This window comes from Pseudomonas sp. 14P_5.3_Bac1 (assembly GCF_025466135.1).
Lineage (GTDB): Bacteria > Pseudomonadota > Gammaproteobacteria > Pseudomonadales > Pseudomonadaceae > Aquipseudomonas.
The window spans coordinates 18,921-36,568 of the sequence record NZ_JANLOF010000078.1; the positions used below are offsets into that span (position 1 = coordinate 18,921).

At 61.8% G+C, this 17,648-nt stretch carries 11 protein-coding genes and 2 pseudogenes; 7 read left to right on the forward strand and 6 right to left on the reverse strand.

Annotation, left to right across the window (positions count from 1 at the left end; genetic code table 11):
* Nucleotide 1: 1 nt before the first annotated feature.
* Nucleotides 2-136, forward strand: a complete 135-nt coding sequence (locus tag NTD89_RS20990; RefSeq protein WP_256676416.1) for a hypothetical protein — start codon at nucleotides 2-4, stop codon at nucleotides 134-136.
* On the opposite strand, the gene NTD89_RS20995 is transcribed toward NTD89_RS20990, so the two are convergent.
* Both NTD89_RS20995 and NTD89_RS21000 read right to left on the reverse strand, forming a co-directional pair.
* On the reverse strand, nucleotides 127-1,494 hold the full coding sequence (locus NTD89_RS20995) for a cation:proton antiporter (RefSeq protein WP_262209460.1): 1,368 nt from the start codon (nucleotides 1,492-1,494) through the stop codon (nucleotides 127-129). The two genes, NTD89_RS20990 and NTD89_RS20995, sit on opposite strands and share 10 nt — an antisense overlap.
* Before the next feature lie 72 nt (nucleotides 1,495-1,566).
* Nucleotides 1,567-6,591: a glycosyltransferase family 32 protein gene (locus tag NTD89_RS21000; protein WP_262209462.1), complete on the reverse strand. Its 5,025-nt coding sequence runs from the start codon at nucleotides 6,589-6,591 to the stop codon at nucleotides 1,567-1,569.
* A 179-nt stretch (nucleotides 6,592-6,770) separates the two neighbouring features.
* On the opposite strand from NTD89_RS21000, the pseudogene NTD89_RS21005 reads away from it, so the two are divergent.
* Nucleotides 6,771-7,001, forward strand: a pseudogene (locus NTD89_RS21005) (succinylglutamate desuccinylase); the annotation flags it as partial.
* 199 nt (nucleotides 7,002-7,200) lie between these two features.
* On the opposite strand, the pseudogene NTD89_RS21010 reads toward NTD89_RS21005, so the two are convergent.
* From NTD89_RS21010 to NTD89_RS21025, 4 genes and pseudogenes are all read right to left on the reverse strand, one after another.
* A pseudogene (locus NTD89_RS21010) lies at nucleotides 7,201-7,395 on the reverse strand (haloacid dehalogenase type II); the annotation flags it as partial.
* Nucleotides 7,396-7,597: 202 nt separating this feature from the next.
* Nucleotides 7,598-8,851 (reverse strand): EAL domain-containing protein, encoded by a 1,254-nt coding sequence (locus NTD89_RS21015; protein WP_242196836.1) that lies wholly within the window; start codon nucleotides 8,849-8,851, stop codon nucleotides 7,598-7,600.
* Nucleotides 8,852-8,860: 9 nt separating this feature from the next.
* Entirely contained in the window at nucleotides 8,861-9,244 is a 384-nt protein-coding gene (locus NTD89_RS21020; protein ID WP_145160607.1) for a response regulator, read from the reverse strand.
* Entirely contained in the window at nucleotides 9,229-10,578 is a 1,350-nt protein-coding gene (locus tag NTD89_RS21025) for a sensor histidine kinase (RefSeq protein ID WP_242196832.1), read from the reverse strand. Before NTD89_RS21025 ends, NTD89_RS21020 begins: the two co-directional genes overlap by 16 nt.
* A gap of 1,016 nt (nucleotides 10,579-11,594) precedes the next feature.
* On the opposite strand from NTD89_RS21025, the gene NTD89_RS21030 reads away from it, so the two are divergent.
* Genes NTD89_RS21030 through xylB form a run of 5 tightly spaced genes read left to right on the forward strand, consistent with a single transcriptional unit; the run spans nucleotide 11,595 to nucleotide 17,574 of the window.
* Nucleotides 11,595-13,127 (forward strand): sugar ABC transporter ATP-binding protein, encoded by a 1,533-nt coding sequence (locus NTD89_RS21030; protein ID WP_262209465.1) that lies wholly within the window; start codon nucleotides 11,595-11,597, stop codon nucleotides 13,125-13,127.
* A complete protein-coding gene (locus NTD89_RS21035; RefSeq protein WP_262209466.1) occupies nucleotides 13,120-14,112 on the forward strand; it encodes an ABC transporter permease subunit in 993 nt (330 codons plus the stop codon). The genes NTD89_RS21030 and NTD89_RS21035 overlap by 8 nt, the downstream gene beginning before the upstream one ends.
* A 34-nt stretch (nucleotides 14,113-14,146) precedes the next feature.
* Nucleotides 14,147-15,079: an ABC transporter substrate-binding protein gene (locus tag NTD89_RS21040; RefSeq protein WP_145160615.1), complete on the forward strand. Its 933-nt coding sequence runs from the start codon at nucleotides 14,147-14,149 to the stop codon at nucleotides 15,077-15,079.
* 25 nt (nucleotides 15,080-15,104) lie between these two features.
* A complete protein-coding gene (locus NTD89_RS21045; RefSeq protein ID WP_262209468.1) occupies nucleotides 15,105-16,097 on the forward strand; it encodes a LacI family DNA-binding transcriptional regulator in 993 nt (330 codons plus the stop codon).
* 16 nt (nucleotides 16,098-16,113) lie between these two features.
* Nucleotides 16,114-17,574 carry a xylulokinase gene (gene xylB / locus NTD89_RS21050; RefSeq protein WP_262209470.1) on the forward strand — a complete coding sequence of 487 codons (1,461 nt, stop codon included), beginning with the start codon at nucleotides 16,114-16,116 and terminating at the stop codon, nucleotides 17,572-17,574.
* Nucleotides 17,575-17,648 lie beyond the last annotated feature (74 nt).

Genomic DNA, 17,648 nt, shown 5'->3' on the forward strand with positions numbered 1-17,648 from the left:
CATGTCAGATCCAGACGACGAAGAACTCAATGACCCGGGCAACGAAGACCCGGGTTCACTGATGGATGATGCAGAAGTGCCGCTGAACGACCTGGATGACGCGGCCGATGTCGGTCATACCGAAAATCAGGACTGAGCTGCAATTTTTTGAGCTTTCACCTTGGCACGTCGTTCATACCAGACCAGCATCGGCTGGGTACTCAGGCCATGAACGACGATGCTTAAGGCGATCACCGACACCGTAAGGTTCACCGCCACCGCACTGCTGGTGCCGATCAAGCCGTGGTTGAGCGCATAAAACAGGTAGTAGATGCTGCCGATCCCGCGGATACCGAACCAGCCCATCAAACCGCGCTGCCGATAGTCGATCAGGCTGCCCCAAGGCACTGCCAGCACACTCGCCGGCCGGATCACGCAAAACAACAGCGCCGCCACCGGCAACGCGCGCCAGTCCCAATGACTGACCAGAATGATCCCCAGCAACGTCACCAGGAAAACCTCCATCGAGCGCTCCACCAGGCTGCCGAACGACAACATGTCGCCCATCATCACACCGGCGGCGATCTGCGTGTCTTGCAGTTCACTGACATCACCTTGGAGCGCGCGCGCAGGTTCGACTTCCAGATGGCCCACCACCGGCAATGCCAAGTGCTCGGAGGGCGTCTTCGAATTGCCCGTGGACCTGAACTCTGCCTGGCGCAAGCCGAGCCCGGCGGCGAACACCGACAAAAAGCCGTAGCCGCCCACGGCCTCGGCTGCCACGTAGGCCAGGGCGATCAACGCCAGCGTCAGGTAATCGTTGGGTGACAAGGTGCTGTCTTCGTTAGTGATGCGCATCCACAAGGTCACGCGGCCGATGCCTCGGCCCATCCAGTAGCCGATCAGCAACCCGGCCGGTACGGCCCACAGCAGGTTTTTCAGCGCCCAACCGCCCAGCCAGTCACCGTCAAAGCCGCCGTGCTGCATGAATAACAGCGCAAAGATCACAAACGGAAACGCCGTGCCATCGTTCAGGCCGGCCTCGCCCGACAGACCAAAACGCAGCGCGTCATAGTCCTGCGCATTATTGACCTGAACCAGGCCGGCCAGTACCGGGTCGGTCGGCGCGAGAATGGCACCGACCAACAGCGAAACGCCCCAGGAAAGGTCGAACAGATAATGCAGCGCGAGGCCGCTGCCCAGGATAGTCAGCAACATCACCGGGCCGGCCATGCCAAACGCAATGCGCCAGGTGCGATGCCGCAAGGGCAGGCGCAGCTTCAGGCCGCTGACGAACAGCGAAAACAGCACCGCCACTTCCGTTAAGTGTTCCATCCAGCGTGCGGAGGCCTTGATGTCCATCTGCAGCAGGTCCATGCCCAGCGGGCCGATGGCGATGCCCAGCAACAGGCAGACTGCCGAGGTTGTCACCGGCATCCAGCGCAGGTAGGAGGAGGTGAGGGCGAGGGTCAGCAATACCGCGCCGAGTACGGCCAACCAAAGAATAAAAGTCATCGAACGTGCACCGTGGCCGTGGTTTGTAGCCGTTGGAGGACCACGACCCGGTACTGGTTCAAAGTTGTTGGGTCAGGTGTTGATCCACGAGTGATCGGCGCCGATGCTGACGTGGAACCGGTAGCGAAGCGGGTAGTAGTGGTGTTTGATTTTTTGTATCTGCTCTCGCAGATGCTCCGGTGGCGCAAGCCCTTTGCTGGCGTAGACGCCAAGCACGTCGTTTTCAATGTCGACGATAGGCCCGGACGAGACGAGGCTGCCGTCGACCAGCTTGGACTCTTTGGCTAATCCATCCAAACCCAGGTCGTACAGGTCGGGCCGGTTCGATTTGAGGATGTCATTGAATAGATTCGGGCCAGCGGTCTCGAATATCTTGCGTTCATACGCGGTGAATTCGGGCGTGTAGTGCACCCGGCCATCGGCGGTTTTCGTGGCAGTGGGGCGGTTGGCCGCGAAGTACGCCTTGTTGGCCTTAAAGCGTTGGTTCATCTGCGTGATCATCGCTTCGATGACCGGGTTGCCAGGGCGTGTCGCGAAGTTACTGGTGTTATAGAACGGCGTGTAGTCGGTCAGGCTATGCACGACCGGCGCGCCGAGCAAAACATCGTCAGCGCCGGCGAGCAATGCGTCGGTGCCGATGTTTTTTTGAATGACGTCATCGGTGTCCAGATACACGCCGCCGTGCTTGTTCATGATGGGATAACGCGCAACGTCCGAGGCGGCCGCCAGGTTTTTGCCTTGCCCCTGCCGAAAGTAGTCGTACATTTCGCCGCGCCTGAGCGGCTTGAAGACTTCGTCCTCATGCAGGTTCACCACCTTCACGCCGGGAGCCTTGCTCTGCAGCGTGGTTTTTATGCGTTGAAACACCGCCGGGCTGTCGGCATCGACGTGAAGGATGGAGGTGTAGCCGGGCGCTTGAGTGGCGTTCCTGGCAATGTTGTCGGCCAGGTGCGACGGTATTGCCTGGCCGGCCCAAAAATAGTGCAGCGCCTTGGGCAGCGGTTTCACCTCGTTTGGCACCTTCAGCACCGACGGCGGGGAGACATCAATAAAGGTGTACTGATGCGCGTCGGCTTTTTTAGCTTTGCTGAACTCATCAAGCGTTCCCCGTTGCCACTTGCCCTTGGCACTTCGCCAGAAATACCTCGCGGGCGTGTCATCGATACCCGTGGCGAGCGTGGTCTCTTTCCACGCACCGGCCGAGCTGTCGAAGATGACGCTGTGTTCGGCGCCTTTGTGATTGAGCCTGAACGGCGTGGCTGCATGTTCGACGACTTGAATGTCATCCATCGGGACCACGTAAGTGCTGTCGCCAAACTTCCAGGGCGTGGGTGTGTCATGGGTGCCACCCAGCAGCCGGGCGGACCTGGAGGTGGGTTCCCAGCCGGACGCGCCGAGGTCCCTGATAGCGATCTCTGGCCCCGTGCCATTGGGCTGCCGGATGACTCGCTGGCCGTCCTTCAACCGTGACTCATAAAGTGTTCCGTCGACCTTTACATATTCTTTTTTACTGCGGCCTACGTACACGTTGCCCTGCAAGCCCTTGGTCGAAAGCGCGTCGGGGGCTATGTGTCTGGCTTCATAACCGCGCAGGTTGGCATCCAGTGTGCGGGTCTCGCCACTGGCCGCCAGGCGCTTGGGCGTGAAGTCTTTCAGCGGGGGGCCAAAGGGGTATTTTTTCACCGCGTCGTATTGATGCCAGTGACCCTGGAACAGCACGGCATGACCTTCGACGGTCTGTTGCCCGACCTTGAACGTGCCGTTTGCCGCCAGGCCCTGTTGCCGTTCGGCGATCTTCACCAGGTCATCGCCGCCGAGGGCGTGCAGGCTGCTGGCGTCGTTTGAGTTGGAGCTGTCGATGACAAAGTTGTCCAGCGCTTTGCCGTACGCCTGTTTCGTGCGCGGATCAAAGGCGTACCAGTTTTTGGTTGCCTCATCGAATGTCGCCAGCGCTGGGGTGCTCTGCGCACGGTGAGAGGCCCTGAAGGTGCCTTGCGCGAGATCGGGCTTTTTCGCCAACTCGAGCAGGTTGACACTGCGGTAAGACCCGCGCAGGTGCTTGAGGCCTTTATAGGCGGTGCCGGTCCAGCTGCGTACGCCATTGGCGACGCCGCGAGCCAGGTCATCCACTCCGCTCAGGGGGTTGAGCGAGCCGACCGCCGCACGCCCGACGATCTTGAACGTCTGGCCGAGTTTGGAAATGGCCGAAGCGCCGGCCAGTGCGCCTTTCGCGCCCTTGGCCGCAGCACCCAGGCCCACCGCGAAACCAAAGATATCGAAGGCCAGATCGACGGCGCCGTCCTTCACGTTGCCGTCGATGAAATGCTTGATGGCTGACCTGAACGGGATCAGATTCAGCGCTACTTCCTCAACCACCTTATAGGTCGGCACTTCAGTGTCGAAGGTCGTCACGCCTTTGGCGCTGCGGTGCACCGCAGGCAGGTTGATGTCTTCGATCAGCGCATCGGCGATGTACCGGGTTCGGTCACTGGCGAAGCTATCAGGCACGGTCTGCGCACCTTGGCGCTCATCCAGCAGCGCCGATGAGTATTCACCCGCAGGCTTTACGGCATCGTAGCGTTTGCCGGGTGACGGATACCAACCGCCAGCCGGTGGGTACTCTTTGTAGGTCTGGCCCGGCCGCCGGGTCACCGTGCCCTTGAGACGGTCGACTTCATAGGTCATGGTCGTGCCATTGCGCTGGGTCTCGACCAGCAGCACTCCTTCTGCAACGCGGCGATCATCTCGGCTGTATTCAATTTCCTTGCGCACGCTTATTTTGCCGAATTCCAGGTTTTGTCGGTCTTGCAGCGGCAGCCTGGCTATCAAGTGCTTGAGCTGCGCAGCGGTGGTCTTTTTTACGCGGCTGGCGTAGGACGCAAACGCTTGATCAAACGCATCCTGCGGACGCGGCAGGTCTTTAAGCGTTGCCAGAGCGGCGTTGATGTTGATCGCATTCGATGACGTTACCCAAGCCCCCGGCGCGCCATCGGTGGGCAAAGAGACGTTGCCCAACGTCACCGCGCTGACCACAGCGCGACCAGCCCGGCCCCAATCGTCGGACGAGTCGGGAGCGCCGAGCAGGGCTCTGCCGTCGATAAACAGATCCAGCAGCGAGTAAGGTCCCGGAAAGTGCCGGCTGGCGGGCTGCGAGGTGATGCATTTTTCTTCAAACAGGTTCGGGGCCATTGCCGGCAAGGCGAGTTTCAGTTGCGCCAGCGCCAGGGCTTTTGTGGTCGGCATCTCGCCGATTTGCGTCTCGGCGGCCTCTCTCAACTCACTGACCTGGGCACTGAATCGCTGACGCACCTGAGCCATGGCCGCATCGGTGGTCGGGTAATGCATGCCATTGCCAACGGCCCAGTCCTTGATCGCTTCATGCTGGGCGGCATATTCAATGCGGCGCTCGTCATCGGTCACAGGTGCAACGCTGGCCTCCAGCATGACGCGCGCATAGCTCATCGCCGCTGTTGCCCCTGGCGCTTTTGCCTCGATGCGCGCGACCGCCGTGGCAAAGCTGACCCAGCTGTGGGTGCCCACGGCCACCTGATCGGGGATGTCCTTGACCAAAAGCGCCGGCGCCCGACTGGCAAGCAAAAGTTGAGTCAGCACTGAGGCGGTGGCCGGGGAGGACGCTCGGCCGGTGGTCACCAGGTGGTCTTCCAACTCCCTGATGATGGTAGACGCGGACTTGCCGGCGTTTTCGGCGCAGAACAGCGTGTAACCCTCAATGCTCAGTGGCGTGTCTGGCCGCGCAGTGCCAAACGGATCGGTCACGCTGACACGCTCCACGTTCAATGCCGCCAGCAGCCAATCGGTGGCACTGCCCTTGATCGACCGTGCCTCGAAGCTGGCCTGGATTGCCTCGCCCAGTGCCTTGCCTCTGGGCGTATTGAGCAACTCGTCGAGTAAGTGTCGCGGCTGGCTCAGCGTTGAGGGCGTGAGAGGCCTGTTGTCGAGCAGGTACTCCAGGACATTGTTAAACGGGCGCACATCAATGTCGCCCAAGCCGCCTGCGTACAAGCCGGTACTCAACAGTCGCTGGTTACGCTGATCCAGGGGTTGCGGCCAGCTCAGCGCACCGCCAAGGTTCCCGTGCGTCGGAGCAAGGGGCGGTGGTGTGGTGATTGCGTGGGCAAGGTTGTCGATGTCTTCGCGGCAGGTCGGTACATCCCAGCCGTTATCTTCCAGGAACTGCTTGAGGCTGACCTCGGCCCACGTCTGCGTGTGATCGCTGCGGTAAGTGCTGTCGGTGCCCAGTTGAAGGGTGTTTGCCTGTAACTCATCGGCGATGTCGGCATTTGATCGCATGCCGTCTTTCAACTGCGCTGACAAGTACCGCAACGACGCCGCGGCCTGGTGCTGTGCATGCGTATCGTCGACTACGGATTTCTGGCTTTGCAGGGCACTTTCGCTGCGCGATTCGATCAAGCCGGGAAAGGCCACAGGGTCGAGCCCGGCGAAGCGGCGCTCGCGGCTGAGTGCGTCGGCACGCTGCTTTAGGGCTGTGCCCGAAAGGTGGGACGGTTCTTGATAAAAATTGCCCACCAGTGCCAAGGGCGCGATGTGCTCGTTTGTAACGCCCGGCAGGGTGAAGGTCGCATCCGCCTGGCCGGCTGCAATGATACGTGCCGCCTGCAGAACCGGGCCGCTGATGGCGCCCCAGTGTCTGTCGTCCAGCCCCAGCGTGTGCAGCGTCTGCGCGGGATCCAGGCGGCGCTTGAGCGTGAAGCAAATCTGCCCGGACGTCGGGTTCAGGCTGATCGAGTGGCTGTCTATGCCCTGGTCATGGACCCACTGGGCCACATCCGGTGATCGCAAGGCGTTGGCCAGCTGCGCCCACCACTGGCCGAAGGTCGAATGCGGGGGAATGGGCCAGATTTTCTGGTCAGCATCGCGGGCGGCTACGCCGGTTATGCCGCGCAGTGCGGCGCCGTACTGAGCCGCCAGCTCGCGATCACCGTGGGCCCGGGTGCCTTCAATGGCTGGCTGAATGGGCGCGCCGGGCTCAGCGGTGAGCCTGGGCGGTGCAACGTTGCTGTCAGGAACCTGCGTTGGCTGCACGTGCGCAGCGTGGGGGGTGGAAATACGCGTCATAAAGTCTGTCACCTGGGCAGGGGAATACGCCACGGCACAGTGGCGTGGCATCCCCTTGTGGCAGTATTGCGTGCAGCGATTCCGGCGCCTGGCGGCGATAATCTTTACCCCTCATTTCAACCTTCGTGCTCAGTTGCCAGGGGTGTCCGTTCGGCTACATCGACGGCTGACACCCCTTACAGGCTCAAGGGCGGCTGCGCGGCACCGTTACTGCTGTGCCGCAGGCGAATCCGTTCGGCATCGGCCAATTTCGTCAGGGTCGACTGCTGGGGCGCTTTCACGACGCCACCGGGCAGAACTTCAACCGCGCTTTCGACCACTCACTGGCCATGGAGCGCCCGGCGAGCAACCTGGCGCAGTGGCAAAAGAGCCTGGTGCAGTCAGCCGCCGACGCCGGCCTGGTGCTGGACCCCTGAAATGCTGCCTGTACACGCCCCCCCATGTGGGAGCGGGCTTGCCCGCGAAGAGGGCGTATCAGCCGACCTCTTCAGTGAATGACACTGCGCATTCGCGGGCAAGCCCGCTCCCACAGTGGGATCGCGGCGCGTCAGGTGATTTCGATAGGCCTCACCAACCCACGGACTTGAACAGCTCAGGCACGCGGTCCAGGTGCGGGCTGGCGCAGATATGCGTGTGTTCGTGATGATCGTAGGCGCTGAGCAAGGTATCCCGGTCGACCTGATGATCACCTTTTTCGTCGAGGATTTTATCGATCGCGGCGCGCAGGCCTTCGTCCCACTGGATCAGCGTGCCGTAGCAATCAAAGGTCAACCAGAGTGGGCGAGGGGTGTTCTCAAGGGGCATGCGGCACCTGTACGGAAAGTGAGTGACCCTCGCAGCATAGGAAACGTGGCCGTCAGTTGGAAATTAAATCAGCCTCTGCCACACGGTTGAATAGTCGATATGAAGGTCGCCACCCTGTTTGATCTCGAATTCGCTGGTCAGCGGCGCGGGGCGATAGAGTTCGACACACCGCGGGCTGATCGAGTGTTTGCGCGAAGAGATTTCAGATCCGCGGCATTCGCTCCAGTAGCAGGCGTTCCAGCGTGGCTGCGGGCAATGGCCGGCTGAACAAGTACCCTTGGATCTGATCACACCCGGCGGCCTTCAGAAACGCCAGCTGATCCTGGGTTTCGACACCTTCGGCAACCACTTGCAGGCTCAGGCTATGGGCCAGTTCAATGATCGTGCGGGTAATGGCCGCGTCTTGCGGGTTGGTGGTGACTTCGCGAATAAACGCGATGTCGATCTTCAACGTGTCGATGGGAAACCGGCGCAGATACGCCAGGCTTGAATAGCCGGTGCCGAAGTCATCGATGGAGATTTTCACGCCCATCGTGCGCAGCCGTTGCAGGCTGGCAATGGTGTGCTGGGTGTTTTCCATCAATGAGCCTTCGGTCAGTTCGACCTCCAGCCAGTGCGGCGCAACCCCGGTTTGCCTCAAGGTGCGTTCGATATCGGCAATCAGGTCGCCCTCGATCAACTGATGACCGGAAACGTTGACTGAAACCTCTACGGCGCCAATCAGACCGCGTTGCCACACGGCGATTTGCTGGCAAACCGTGTCAATCACCCAGCGCCCGACCGGCACGATCAGGCCCAGGCTCTCGAGTATCGGCACAAATACCGCCGGTGAAACCGCGCCATAGCCTGGCCGCTCCCAGCGCAGCAGGGCTTCGAGTGCGCATATCTGGCCGCCGGCCAGCTCGACCTTGGGTTGGTAATGCACGCTGAATGCATTGGTTTCGACCGCCAGGCGCAGGGCGTTTTCCAGATCCTGGCGCGCCAGGTCGTGCACGCTCATGCCCGCCGGCTCTCCCGTTCGCTGCTGCAGTTGCTGCTCGAGCATCAGGTTGTGGACTTTCAAATGATCGCCGCGCGCCTTGAGCCGCAGCAGGTTGCGCACCCGCAGCCACAACTCGACACGCTCCACCGGTTTGCTGATGAACTCCTCGGCGCCGGTTTCCAGCCCGGTGACGCGCGCGCTGGGCTCACTGAGGGCCGACAACATGATGATCGGGATACTCGCCGTGGCTTCGTCGCCCTTCAAGTGGCTGGCCACCTCGTAGCCGTCCATGCCCGGCATCATGATGTCCAGCAGGATCAGGTCGGGCGGTTGCTGCGCCACCAACTGCAAGGCTTCTTCACCGCTGCTGGCACTCAGGGTCTGGTAGCCCTCGTGCTGCAGCAGGGTTTCCAGCAGCTTGCGAACCTGGGGTTCATCATCAACGATCAATAGCGTTGCGGGTTGGCTGGCCATGGAGAGGACTCATAGGAGTGGGCTGATATGTTGTTGCAGCAAGGTGTCGATGGTCTGGTAAAGCTCTTTGTAGCGCAGCGGCTTGATGATGTAGGCGTCGCAGCCGGCCAGTCGGGTCTTTTCGCGGTCTTCCTTCATGGCCATGGCGGTCAGGGCGATCACCGGAATGTGCGCGGTGCCGGGGTCTTGCTTGAGCAGTCGGGTGGCGGCAAGGCCGTCCATGCCCGGCAACTGGATATCCATCAGGATCAGCGCCGGCTGTTTTTCCCGCGCCAGCGTCAGCCCGGTTTCTGCATCCGCCGCCCACAACACGCTGTGACCGGCATTGACCAGCAACAACCGAGCCAGGCGCATGTTCGCCTCGTTGTCTTCGACGATCAGGATTTCGGCCATGCGGCCTCCGAGGCACGGTGCAGTGGCAGCCACACCACAAAGCGGGTGCCCAGGCCCACGCGGCTGGCGACGGCGACGCTGCCGCCATGCAGGTCGGTCAATTGCTTGACCATCGCCAGCCCCAAACCCGTGCCTTCAAATTTACGCGCCAGGCTGCTGTCGATCTGGCTGAACGCCTTGAAGAGCTTGCTCATGTCGTCCTTGGCAATGCCGATGCCGGTGTCGCTGACGCTCAGTTCGAGGAACTGCGCGTGGGGGCTGGGCTGCAGGGCGAAGCCATGGGTCGGCCAGTCGCCAGGGATCTGCCCGACCTGGGCGCGACTGACCTCGCGCACCGCCAGGGTCACGGAGGCGCCGTGTTCGCTGAACTTCACCGCATTGGCCAGCAGGTTGTAGATGATCTGCTTGGTTTTGCGCAGGTCCAGTTCCAGGGTGCCGAAATCGCCGTCGCTTTCCAGTTTCAACTGGATGCGTTGCAGGGCGGCTTTTTCGCGCACGATCAACAGACTGTTGGCCAGCAAGCCGGCGAGCTCCACGGCCTCAAGCTCCAGGTCCATCATCCCGGCCTCGACCTTGGACAGGTCGAGAATGTCGTTGATCAGCGACAGCAGGTGCTGGCCGCTGGTGAAGATATCGCCGATGTATTCACGCTGCACCTCACTCATGTCGCCGACCAGGCCATCCTTGAGCGCCTCGGAAAAGCCGATCACCGCGTTCAACGGCGTGCGCAACTCGTGGGACATGGTGGCGAGGAACTCGGACTTCATGCGGTTGGCGTGTTCCAGTTCCAGGTTCTTTTCTTCCAGGGCGCGTTCGAAGCCTTTGCGCTCGGCTTCTTCCTGCTTGCGCGCGGTGTTGTCGGTGCCGATCAGCAAGTAGCCGATGATGGTGTCGTGGCGGTTGCGCAGGGCCGTCACCGAGACCATGGCCGACAGGCGACTGCCGTCCTTGCGGATGTAGGTCAGCTCGTAAATGTCTTCGATGCCGCGCGAGGCTTTGAACACCAGAGCTTCAAAGCCCGGCGTGATCGGTGTGTCGAGCTCCAGGCTGAGGGCGGCGGCGCGGGTGATGAGTTCGGCGGGGTCGGAAATGTCGGCGGGGGTAATGCGGTTCAGCACGTCGTCGGCGGCGTAGCCGAGCATGCGTTCGGCGCCGACGTTGAAGATCTGGATCACGCCTTTTTCGTCGGTGGCGATGCTTGAAAAATACGCGCTGTTGAAGATCGCGTCTTGCAGGGCGCCGGTCTTGAGCAGGGTTTTCTGGCGTTTGAATTCGACGATTTTTTCGGCCCGCGATTGCGGTTCGAGGGGTCGTTCGGTTGGGTTTTTATCCATCGCGGTGGCGTTCCATGAACTTCAGGCCCGCCATCATTGACAGCCGATGGCGCAGAGCATGCTCACTGAGATCGCACGAGGGCGACGAGGAGGAGATGAGGTCTTTGGACGATAGCAGAGATTATGGCGTTTTGATGCTTGGCAGCTTTGACTTGGCGGGTTTTGGAGGGATTGGTGGGCGGGGGCATATCCGTTGCTGCGCTCAGGGCGGCTGGCGGTTGCGCTCTTACAGCGGGTCACTTTTGGCAAATTCCCGAAATGCCGGAGCACAGCAACACACGCCTATCTGATGCACAAAGCTCCAAATGTGGGAGCGAGTTCAGCTGCCAGCACATCACTGCTTTGCTTTTTTGTGGGAGCTGGCTTGCCTGCGATGCAGGCACCTCGGTCTATCAGTGACACACAGTAGATGCCATCGCAGGCAAGCCAGCTCCCACCTTTAACCGAGTACAAACGAAGCCCATCTACCTGATGCACAGAGATCCAAATGTGGGCGCGGGCTTGCCTGCGAATGCGGTGGGTCAGCCAGCTCATGTGTCACTGGCACACCGCCTTCGCGGGCAAGCCCGCTCCCACAAGTTGACCGCGTTCAGCCCGCCAGTACCGCAGCGCTTTGCTTTTCTGTGGGAGCTGGCTTGCCTGCGAATGCGGTGGGCCAGTCAGCTCATGTATCACTGGCACACCGCCTTCGCGGGCAAGCCCGCTCCCACAAGTTGACCGCGTTCAGCCGCCATTGGGAATACCAGATGTAAACGACAACGCTTGCGTTGGAGGTCATGACGCATCCTGATTTCTTCCAATGACTGCTGGCAGAACGGACGGGCACAGGGTTTCATTCCGCTGGTGTATAAATTTCATTTCATGCACCCGACGGTGTGCAGGTTTTGCGCTTGTGGGCTTGGTGAAACGTTTAATCAATCGATAAACGGCGCGCGCAAGCGCTTGCGTAAGGAAATGTAACTGGACTAGAGTCGGCAGCACTCGACTACAAAAATAATAATTCCAGGAGCTCATCCATGAGCCTTGAACCCTTGCTTCAGATGCAGGGCATCAGCAAAACCTTCAACGGTTTGCGCGTGCTCAAGAATGTCGGCCTGAAGGTCTACCCCGGTGAAATCCACGCGTTGATGGGGGAGAACGGCGCCGGCAAATCCACCCTGATGAAAATCCTCTCCGGCGCCTACCAGGCCGATCCCGGCGGTGAAATCCGCATCGACGGCCAGCCCGTCGCCACCTTCGACCCCGCCACTGCCAAGACCCTCGGCATCGCCGTGATTTACCAGGAACTGAGCCTGTGCCCCAACCTGAGCGTGGCCGAGAATATCTACCTGGGCCGCGAACTGCGGCGCGGCTGGACCATCGACCGCAAGGGCATGCAAGCCGGCTGCGTCGAGGTGCTGCAACGCCTGGGCGCTGGGTTCAAACCCACCACGCCGGTGAGCAGCTTGTCGATTGCCGAGCGCCAGCTGGTGGAAATCGCCCGTGCGCTGCATGCCCACGCCAGGATCCTGGTGATGGACGAGCCGACCACGCCGCTGTCATCGCGTGAGACCGACCGCCTGTTTGCCTTGATCAAACAGCTGCGCAGCCAGGGCCTGGCGATTATCTACATCAGCCACCGCATGGCCGAGATCTATGAGTTGTCGGACCGGGTTTCGGTGCTGCGCGACGGCCAGTACATCGGCGAGCTGACGCGCGAGGCGCTGTCGGCCGAGGTGTTGGTGAAAATGATGGTCGGCCGCGATCTTTCCGGGTTCTACAAGAAGGAACACGCCGCCTATAACCCCGGCAACGTGGTGATGCGCGTGCGTGACATGGCCGATGGCAAGCGCGTGCGCCAGTGCAGTTTCGACCTGCACGCCGGCGAAGTATTGGGCATTGCCGGGCTGGTCGGGGCAGGGCGCACGGAGCTGGCGCGGCTGATCTTCGCGGCCGACCCGCGCACCAGCGGCACACTTGAAGTGGTGGGCAAGACCGTCACCCAACTGCGTAACCCGGCTGACGCGATCCGCGCCGGCGTGGTGTACCTCACCGAGGACCGCAAGGCCCAGGGCCTGTTCCTCGACATGAGCGTGGCCGACAACATCAACGTCTGCGCCTGTGTGCCGGACGCGCATGCCGGTGGCGTGCTGGATCGCGGCCATGCTAACCAGCGTTCAAATGACGCGATCAAGTCGCTGTCGATCCGGGTGGCATCGGGCAAGGTCAATGTCGGCGCCTTGAGCGGCGGCAATCAGCAGAAAGTGCTGCTGGCGCGGCTGCTGGAGGTCAAGCCGCATGTGCTGATCCTCGACGAACCGACGCGGGGCGTGGACATCGGCTCCAAGTCCGAGATCTACCGCATCATCAATCAACTGGCGCTGGCCGGTGTTGGCATTGTGGTGATCTCCAGTGAGTTGCCGGAAATCATCGGCACGTGCGACCGCGTGTTGATCATGCGCGAAGGCCAGTTGGTGGCCGAAGTCGGCGGGGCATCCGGCCACGTCATTTCCCAGGAACGTATTATTGACCTCGCCACCGGTGGCGATCAGGTGGCTGCCCATGGCTGATTCAAACAACCACACACTTGCCCTTGCGCCCGTCGGTAAAGCGGAACGCGTTCGCGAGCTGATGCGCACGGTCGGCATGCTGCCGGTGCTGATATTGCTGCTGGTCGGGTTTGCCCTGGCCAGTGAAAACTTCCTCACCGTGCAGAACCTGTCGATCATCACCCAGCAGGCTTCGGTGAATGTGGTGCTGGCGGCGGGCATGACCTTTGTGATTCTGACGGCGGGCATCGACTTGTCCGTCGGCGCAATTCTCGCGGCGTCCGCTGTGGTCGCGTTGCAGGCCTCAATGTCGCCACAGTTCGGCATGTTCGGGATTGCTGCCGGCATCGGTTTCGGTCTGTTGCTGGGCCTGGTCAATGGCGGGCTGATCGCCTTCATGCGCCTGCCGCCGTTTATCGTCACCCTCGGCGCACTGACCGCCATGCGCGGCCTGGCGCGGTTGCTGGCAGATGACAAAACCGTGTTCAACCCCGACCTGCCGTTTGCGTTTATCGGCAATGACTCGGTGCTGGGCGTGCCGTGGCTGGTGATCATTGCCGTCGCGGTGGTGGCGCTGTCGTGGTTCATCCTGCGCCGCACCGTCATGGGCGTGCAGATCTACTCCGTCGGCGGCAACCCGGAAGCGGCGCGCTTGTCGGGGATCAAGGTGTGGAAAGTGCTGCTGTTCGTCTACGCCATGTCCGGTGCACTGGCCGGGCTGGGCGCGGTGATGAACGCCTCGCGCCTGTTCGCCGCCAATGGCCTGCAACTGGGGCAATCCTATGAGCTGGACGCGATTGCTGCGGTGATTCTCGGCGGCACCAGTTTTACCGGCGGCGTCGGCACCATCGGCGGCACGCTGATCGGGGCGCTGATTATCGCGGTGCTCACCAACGGCCTGGTGCTGCTGGGTGTGTCGGATATCTGGCAGTACATCATCAAGGGCATTGTGATCATCGGCGCGGTGGCGCTGGATCGCTATCGCCAGTCCGGCGCACGGACCTGATTTCACTCCAACAACAATCACAAGAGAGTCCCGCATGAACTTCAAACGCCTCTTTCCTGTTATGGCCTTGGCTGCCCTGATCTCCCACACCGTAGAAGCCCGCGAACTCAAGGCCCTCGGCATCAGCATGGGCTCGCTCGGCAACCCGTATTTTGTGACCCTGGCCGATGGCGCCACGGCGCGGGCCAAAGAGCTGAACCCCAACGTCAAAGTGACGTCGGTGTCGGCCGACTATGACCTGAGCAAGCAGTTCTCGCAGATCGACAACTTCATTTCGTCCAAGGTCGACCTGATCCTGCTCAACGCCGTCGACCCATCGGCCATGGCCTCGGCCATCAAAAAAGCCCGGGATGCCGGCATTGTCGTGGTGGCGGTGGATGTGGACGCCAAGGGCGTGAACGCCACCGTGCAAACCGACAACGTCGAAGCCGGCAAACTGGCGTGCCAGTTCCTGGTGGACAAGCTTGCGGGCAAGGGCAATGTGATCATCCAGAATGGCCCGCAAGTCACCGCCGTGACCGACCGCGTCAAAGGCTGCAAGGCTGCATTGGCCGGTGCGCCGGACATCAAGGTGCTGTCCGATGACCAGGACGGCAAAGGCTCGCGCGAAGGCGGCCTGAACGTGATGCAGGGTTACCTCACGCGCTTCCCGAAAATCGACGGCCTGTTCGCGATCAACGACCCGCAAGCCATTGGCAGTGACCTGGCGGCCAAACAGCTGAAACGCAGCGGCATCCTCATCACCTCGGTGGACGGTGCGCCAGACATCGAAAATGCGCTGAAGACCGACACGCAAATCCAGGCCTCGGCCAGCCAGGACCCTTGGGCCATGGCGCAAACAGCGGTGAATGTGGGCAACGACATTCTCAATGACAAGGCCCCGGCCGAAGCGGTTACCCTGCTCACGCCAAAACTGATCACCCGCGACAACGTGGCTACGTACAGCGGTTGGTCGAGTAAACATTGAGTCATTGAGCAAAGGGGAGCGCGTCGTGGTCACCATGGATGACGTGGCAAGCAGGGCGGGGGTGTCGACGTCGACCGTGTCCCACGTGTTGAACGGCACCCGCAAAGTCAGCGAGGCCACGGTGCAAGCGGTGCAGCGCGCAATTCAGGACTTGGGCTACATCCCCAATACCCTGGCGCGCTCGCTGGCCCGTTCCAGCACCAGCACGATTGGCGTGGCGATCTCGGCGCTGTCCAACCATTACTTCAGTGAAACCGTGCACGCGATTGAAACCGAGTGCGCCAAGCACGGCTACATGATGCTGTTTGTCGACCCCCACGACGACCCGGAGCAGGAGCTGCGGGTGGTCACCGCGTTGCATCATCGGCGGGTTGACGGAATTTTGCTGGCCCCGTCCACCGATTCCAGGGCCCTTAAGTATTTGCAGGCAAATGAAATGCCCACGGTGCTGGTGGACCGCATGATGAGTACGCAGTTTGACCAGATCGGGGTGGAGAATACCCAGTCCACCCAGGCCCTGGTCGCGCATTTGATTGAACACGGGCACCGCCGTATCGGCTTTATTGCCGGGCGCGCGGGGCTGGGCACTACCGATGAGCGCGTGGCGGGTTACCGGGCTGCGTTGCAGGCGGCAGGCGTGGCGTTTGATCCGCAGTTGCTGGTCAACGGTGGCTCGAACAGTCAGCCGGCGCGCGCCGCGACTGCGCAGTTGCTGGCCCTGAGCGCGCCGCCTACGGCGATCATGGCGGGCAATAACCTGATGACACTGGGCGCCATGCATGCCCTGCGTGACGCGCAGATTGAAGTGCCAGGGCAGATCGCGCTGGTGGGTTTTGATGATTTTGACTGGGCGGATTTTTTCGTGCCGCGCCTGACCTTGATTGCCCAGCCGGTCAAGGAGCTGGGCGTACGCGCGGTGCAGATGCTGCTGCAACGCATGGCCGCGCCGGCCGCGCCGGTACAAAGCGTACGCCTGGCGCCGAGCCTGCAATACCGTAATTCATGTGGCTGTATTTGATTGGAATGACCCACGTATGAGCAGTCCTGTTTCCCTCGGTATTGATCTGGGCACCTCCGAACTCAAGGCGATCCTGATGGACGTCGACGGCGCCGTGCTGGCCCACGCCGGTGTGCGCTTGAGTGTTTCGCGACGTCACAGCGGCTGGTCCGAACAGGCCCCGCAAGACTGGTGGCAGGCCTGTTTGCAGGCGCTTGAGCAGTTGCGTGCGCATGCGGCTTTCAGTCGCGTGGTGTGCATCGGGTTGTCGGGGCAGATGCACGGCGCAGTGTTGCTCGGGGATGACGACCGCGTGTTGTACCCGGCGATCCTGTGGGACGACTCGCGTGCTGTCGCCGACGCTGAGCAACTCGGGCCCGACTTCGCCGAAGTCACCGGCAGCCTGCCGATGGCCGGGCTGACCGCGCCGAAACTGCTGTGGCTGCAACAGCATGAACCCGAGGTGTTCAAGGCCATTGACTGCGTGCTCTCGCCCAAGGATTACCTGCGTTTACGCCTGAGTGGCGAGCGCATCAGCGAGATGTCCGATGCGGCCGGCACACTGTGGCTGGACGTGGCGCAGCGCGAATGGTTCGCGCCGATGCTGGGTGCCACGGGGCTTGCGCCTGCGCAGATGCCCAGGTTGGTGGAAGGCGGTGCGCCGGCGGGTTACGTGACGGCAAGCGGGCTGGGTTTGTCGCCCGGCGTGGTGATTGCCGGTGGCGGCGGCGATAACCCGATGGCGGCCGTCGGCATCGGTGCAATCAATGCCGGCGACGGTTTCATCACCCTGGGCACCAGCGCGGCCATCGTCGCTATCACCGATCACGCCGCCGGCAACCCGGCCAGCGCCGTGCACAGCTTCTGCCACGCGCTGCCTGATCGCTGGTACACGATGGGCGCCATGCTGGCCGGTGCCAGTTGCTTGCGCTGGGTGACGCGCTTGACCGGTATGCCAGACGAACAAACGCTGCTGGACCAGGTGCAGGCGCAGTTGCCGATGGGGCAGCCGGTACCGTTAGACACACCCTTGTTTTTGCCCTATCTGGCCGGTGAACGCACGCCGCATAACGACCCGTTGCTGCGCGGCGGCTTCATGAACCTGGGCCACGATTGCACCCCGGCGATGCTCGGTTACGCCGTGATGGAAGGCGTGGGGTTTGGCTTGTTCGACGCCTTGCGCGCCGTGCAATCGGCCGGCGCCAGCGTCGGCGCCTGCGCTCTGGTGGGCGGCGGCGCGCGCAGCGAGTACTGGGCGCAGTTGTTGGCGAACATCCTGCAGCGCGAGATCTTTACCTTGCAGGGCAGCGAATTGAGCGCGTGTATTGGGGCGGCGAAGCTGGGGTTTGTGGCGATCGGGCAGGGCGCGTCGCTGTTGCAAGCGGGCCTGCCGGTCAAGGCGCGGTATTGGCCGGACGTGATGCAACAGCCGGTGTTGGAAGCGCGTTATCGCAAGTTCCAAGGGTTGCTGGTGGCGGCGAAGGCGCTGCACGACTGATCATGCGCCTTGTGTTGAGCAGGCCTTTTTTGTGGCGAGCGGGCTTGTTGTGGCGAGCGGGCTTGCCCCGCGTT

Excerpts from the sequence above, each read along its gene's own strand:
- NTD89_RS21035 (WP_262209466.1), top strand. The coding sequence starts at position 13,120 with ATGGCTGATTCAAACAACCACACACTTGCCCTTGCGCCCGTCGGTAAA.
- NTD89_RS21040 (WP_145160615.1), top strand. The coding sequence starts at position 14,147 with ATGAACTTCAAACGCCTCTTTCCTGTTATGGCCTTGGCTGCCCTGATC.
- NTD89_RS20990 (WP_256676416.1), top strand. The coding sequence starts at position 2 with ATGTCAGATCCAGACGACGAAGAACTCAATGACCCGGGCAACGAAGAC.
- xylB (WP_262209470.1), top strand. The coding sequence starts at position 16,114 with ATGAGCAGTCCTGTTTCCCTCGGTATTGATCTGGGCACCTCCGAACTC.
- NTD89_RS21015 (WP_242196836.1), bottom strand. The coding sequence starts at position 8,851 with ATGGCCAGCCAACCCGCAACGCTATTGATCGTTGATGATGAACCCCAG.
- NTD89_RS21025 (WP_242196832.1), bottom strand. The coding sequence starts at position 10,578 with ATGGATAAAAACCCAACCGAACGACCCCTCGAACCGCAATCGCGGGCC.
- NTD89_RS21020 (WP_145160607.1), bottom strand. The coding sequence starts at position 9,244 with ATGGCCGAAATCCTGATCGTCGAAGACAACGAGGCGAACATGCGCCTG.
- NTD89_RS21000 (WP_262209462.1), bottom strand. The coding sequence starts at position 6,591 with ATGACGCGTATTTCCACCCCCCACGCTGCGCACGTGCAGCCAACGCAG.
- NTD89_RS20995 (WP_262209460.1), bottom strand. The coding sequence starts at position 1,494 with ATGACTTTTATTCTTTGGTTGGCCGTACTCGGCGCGGTATTGCTGACC.
- NTD89_RS21030 (WP_262209465.1), top strand. The coding sequence starts at position 11,595 with ATGAGCCTTGAACCCTTGCTTCAGATGCAGGGCATCAGCAAAACCTTC.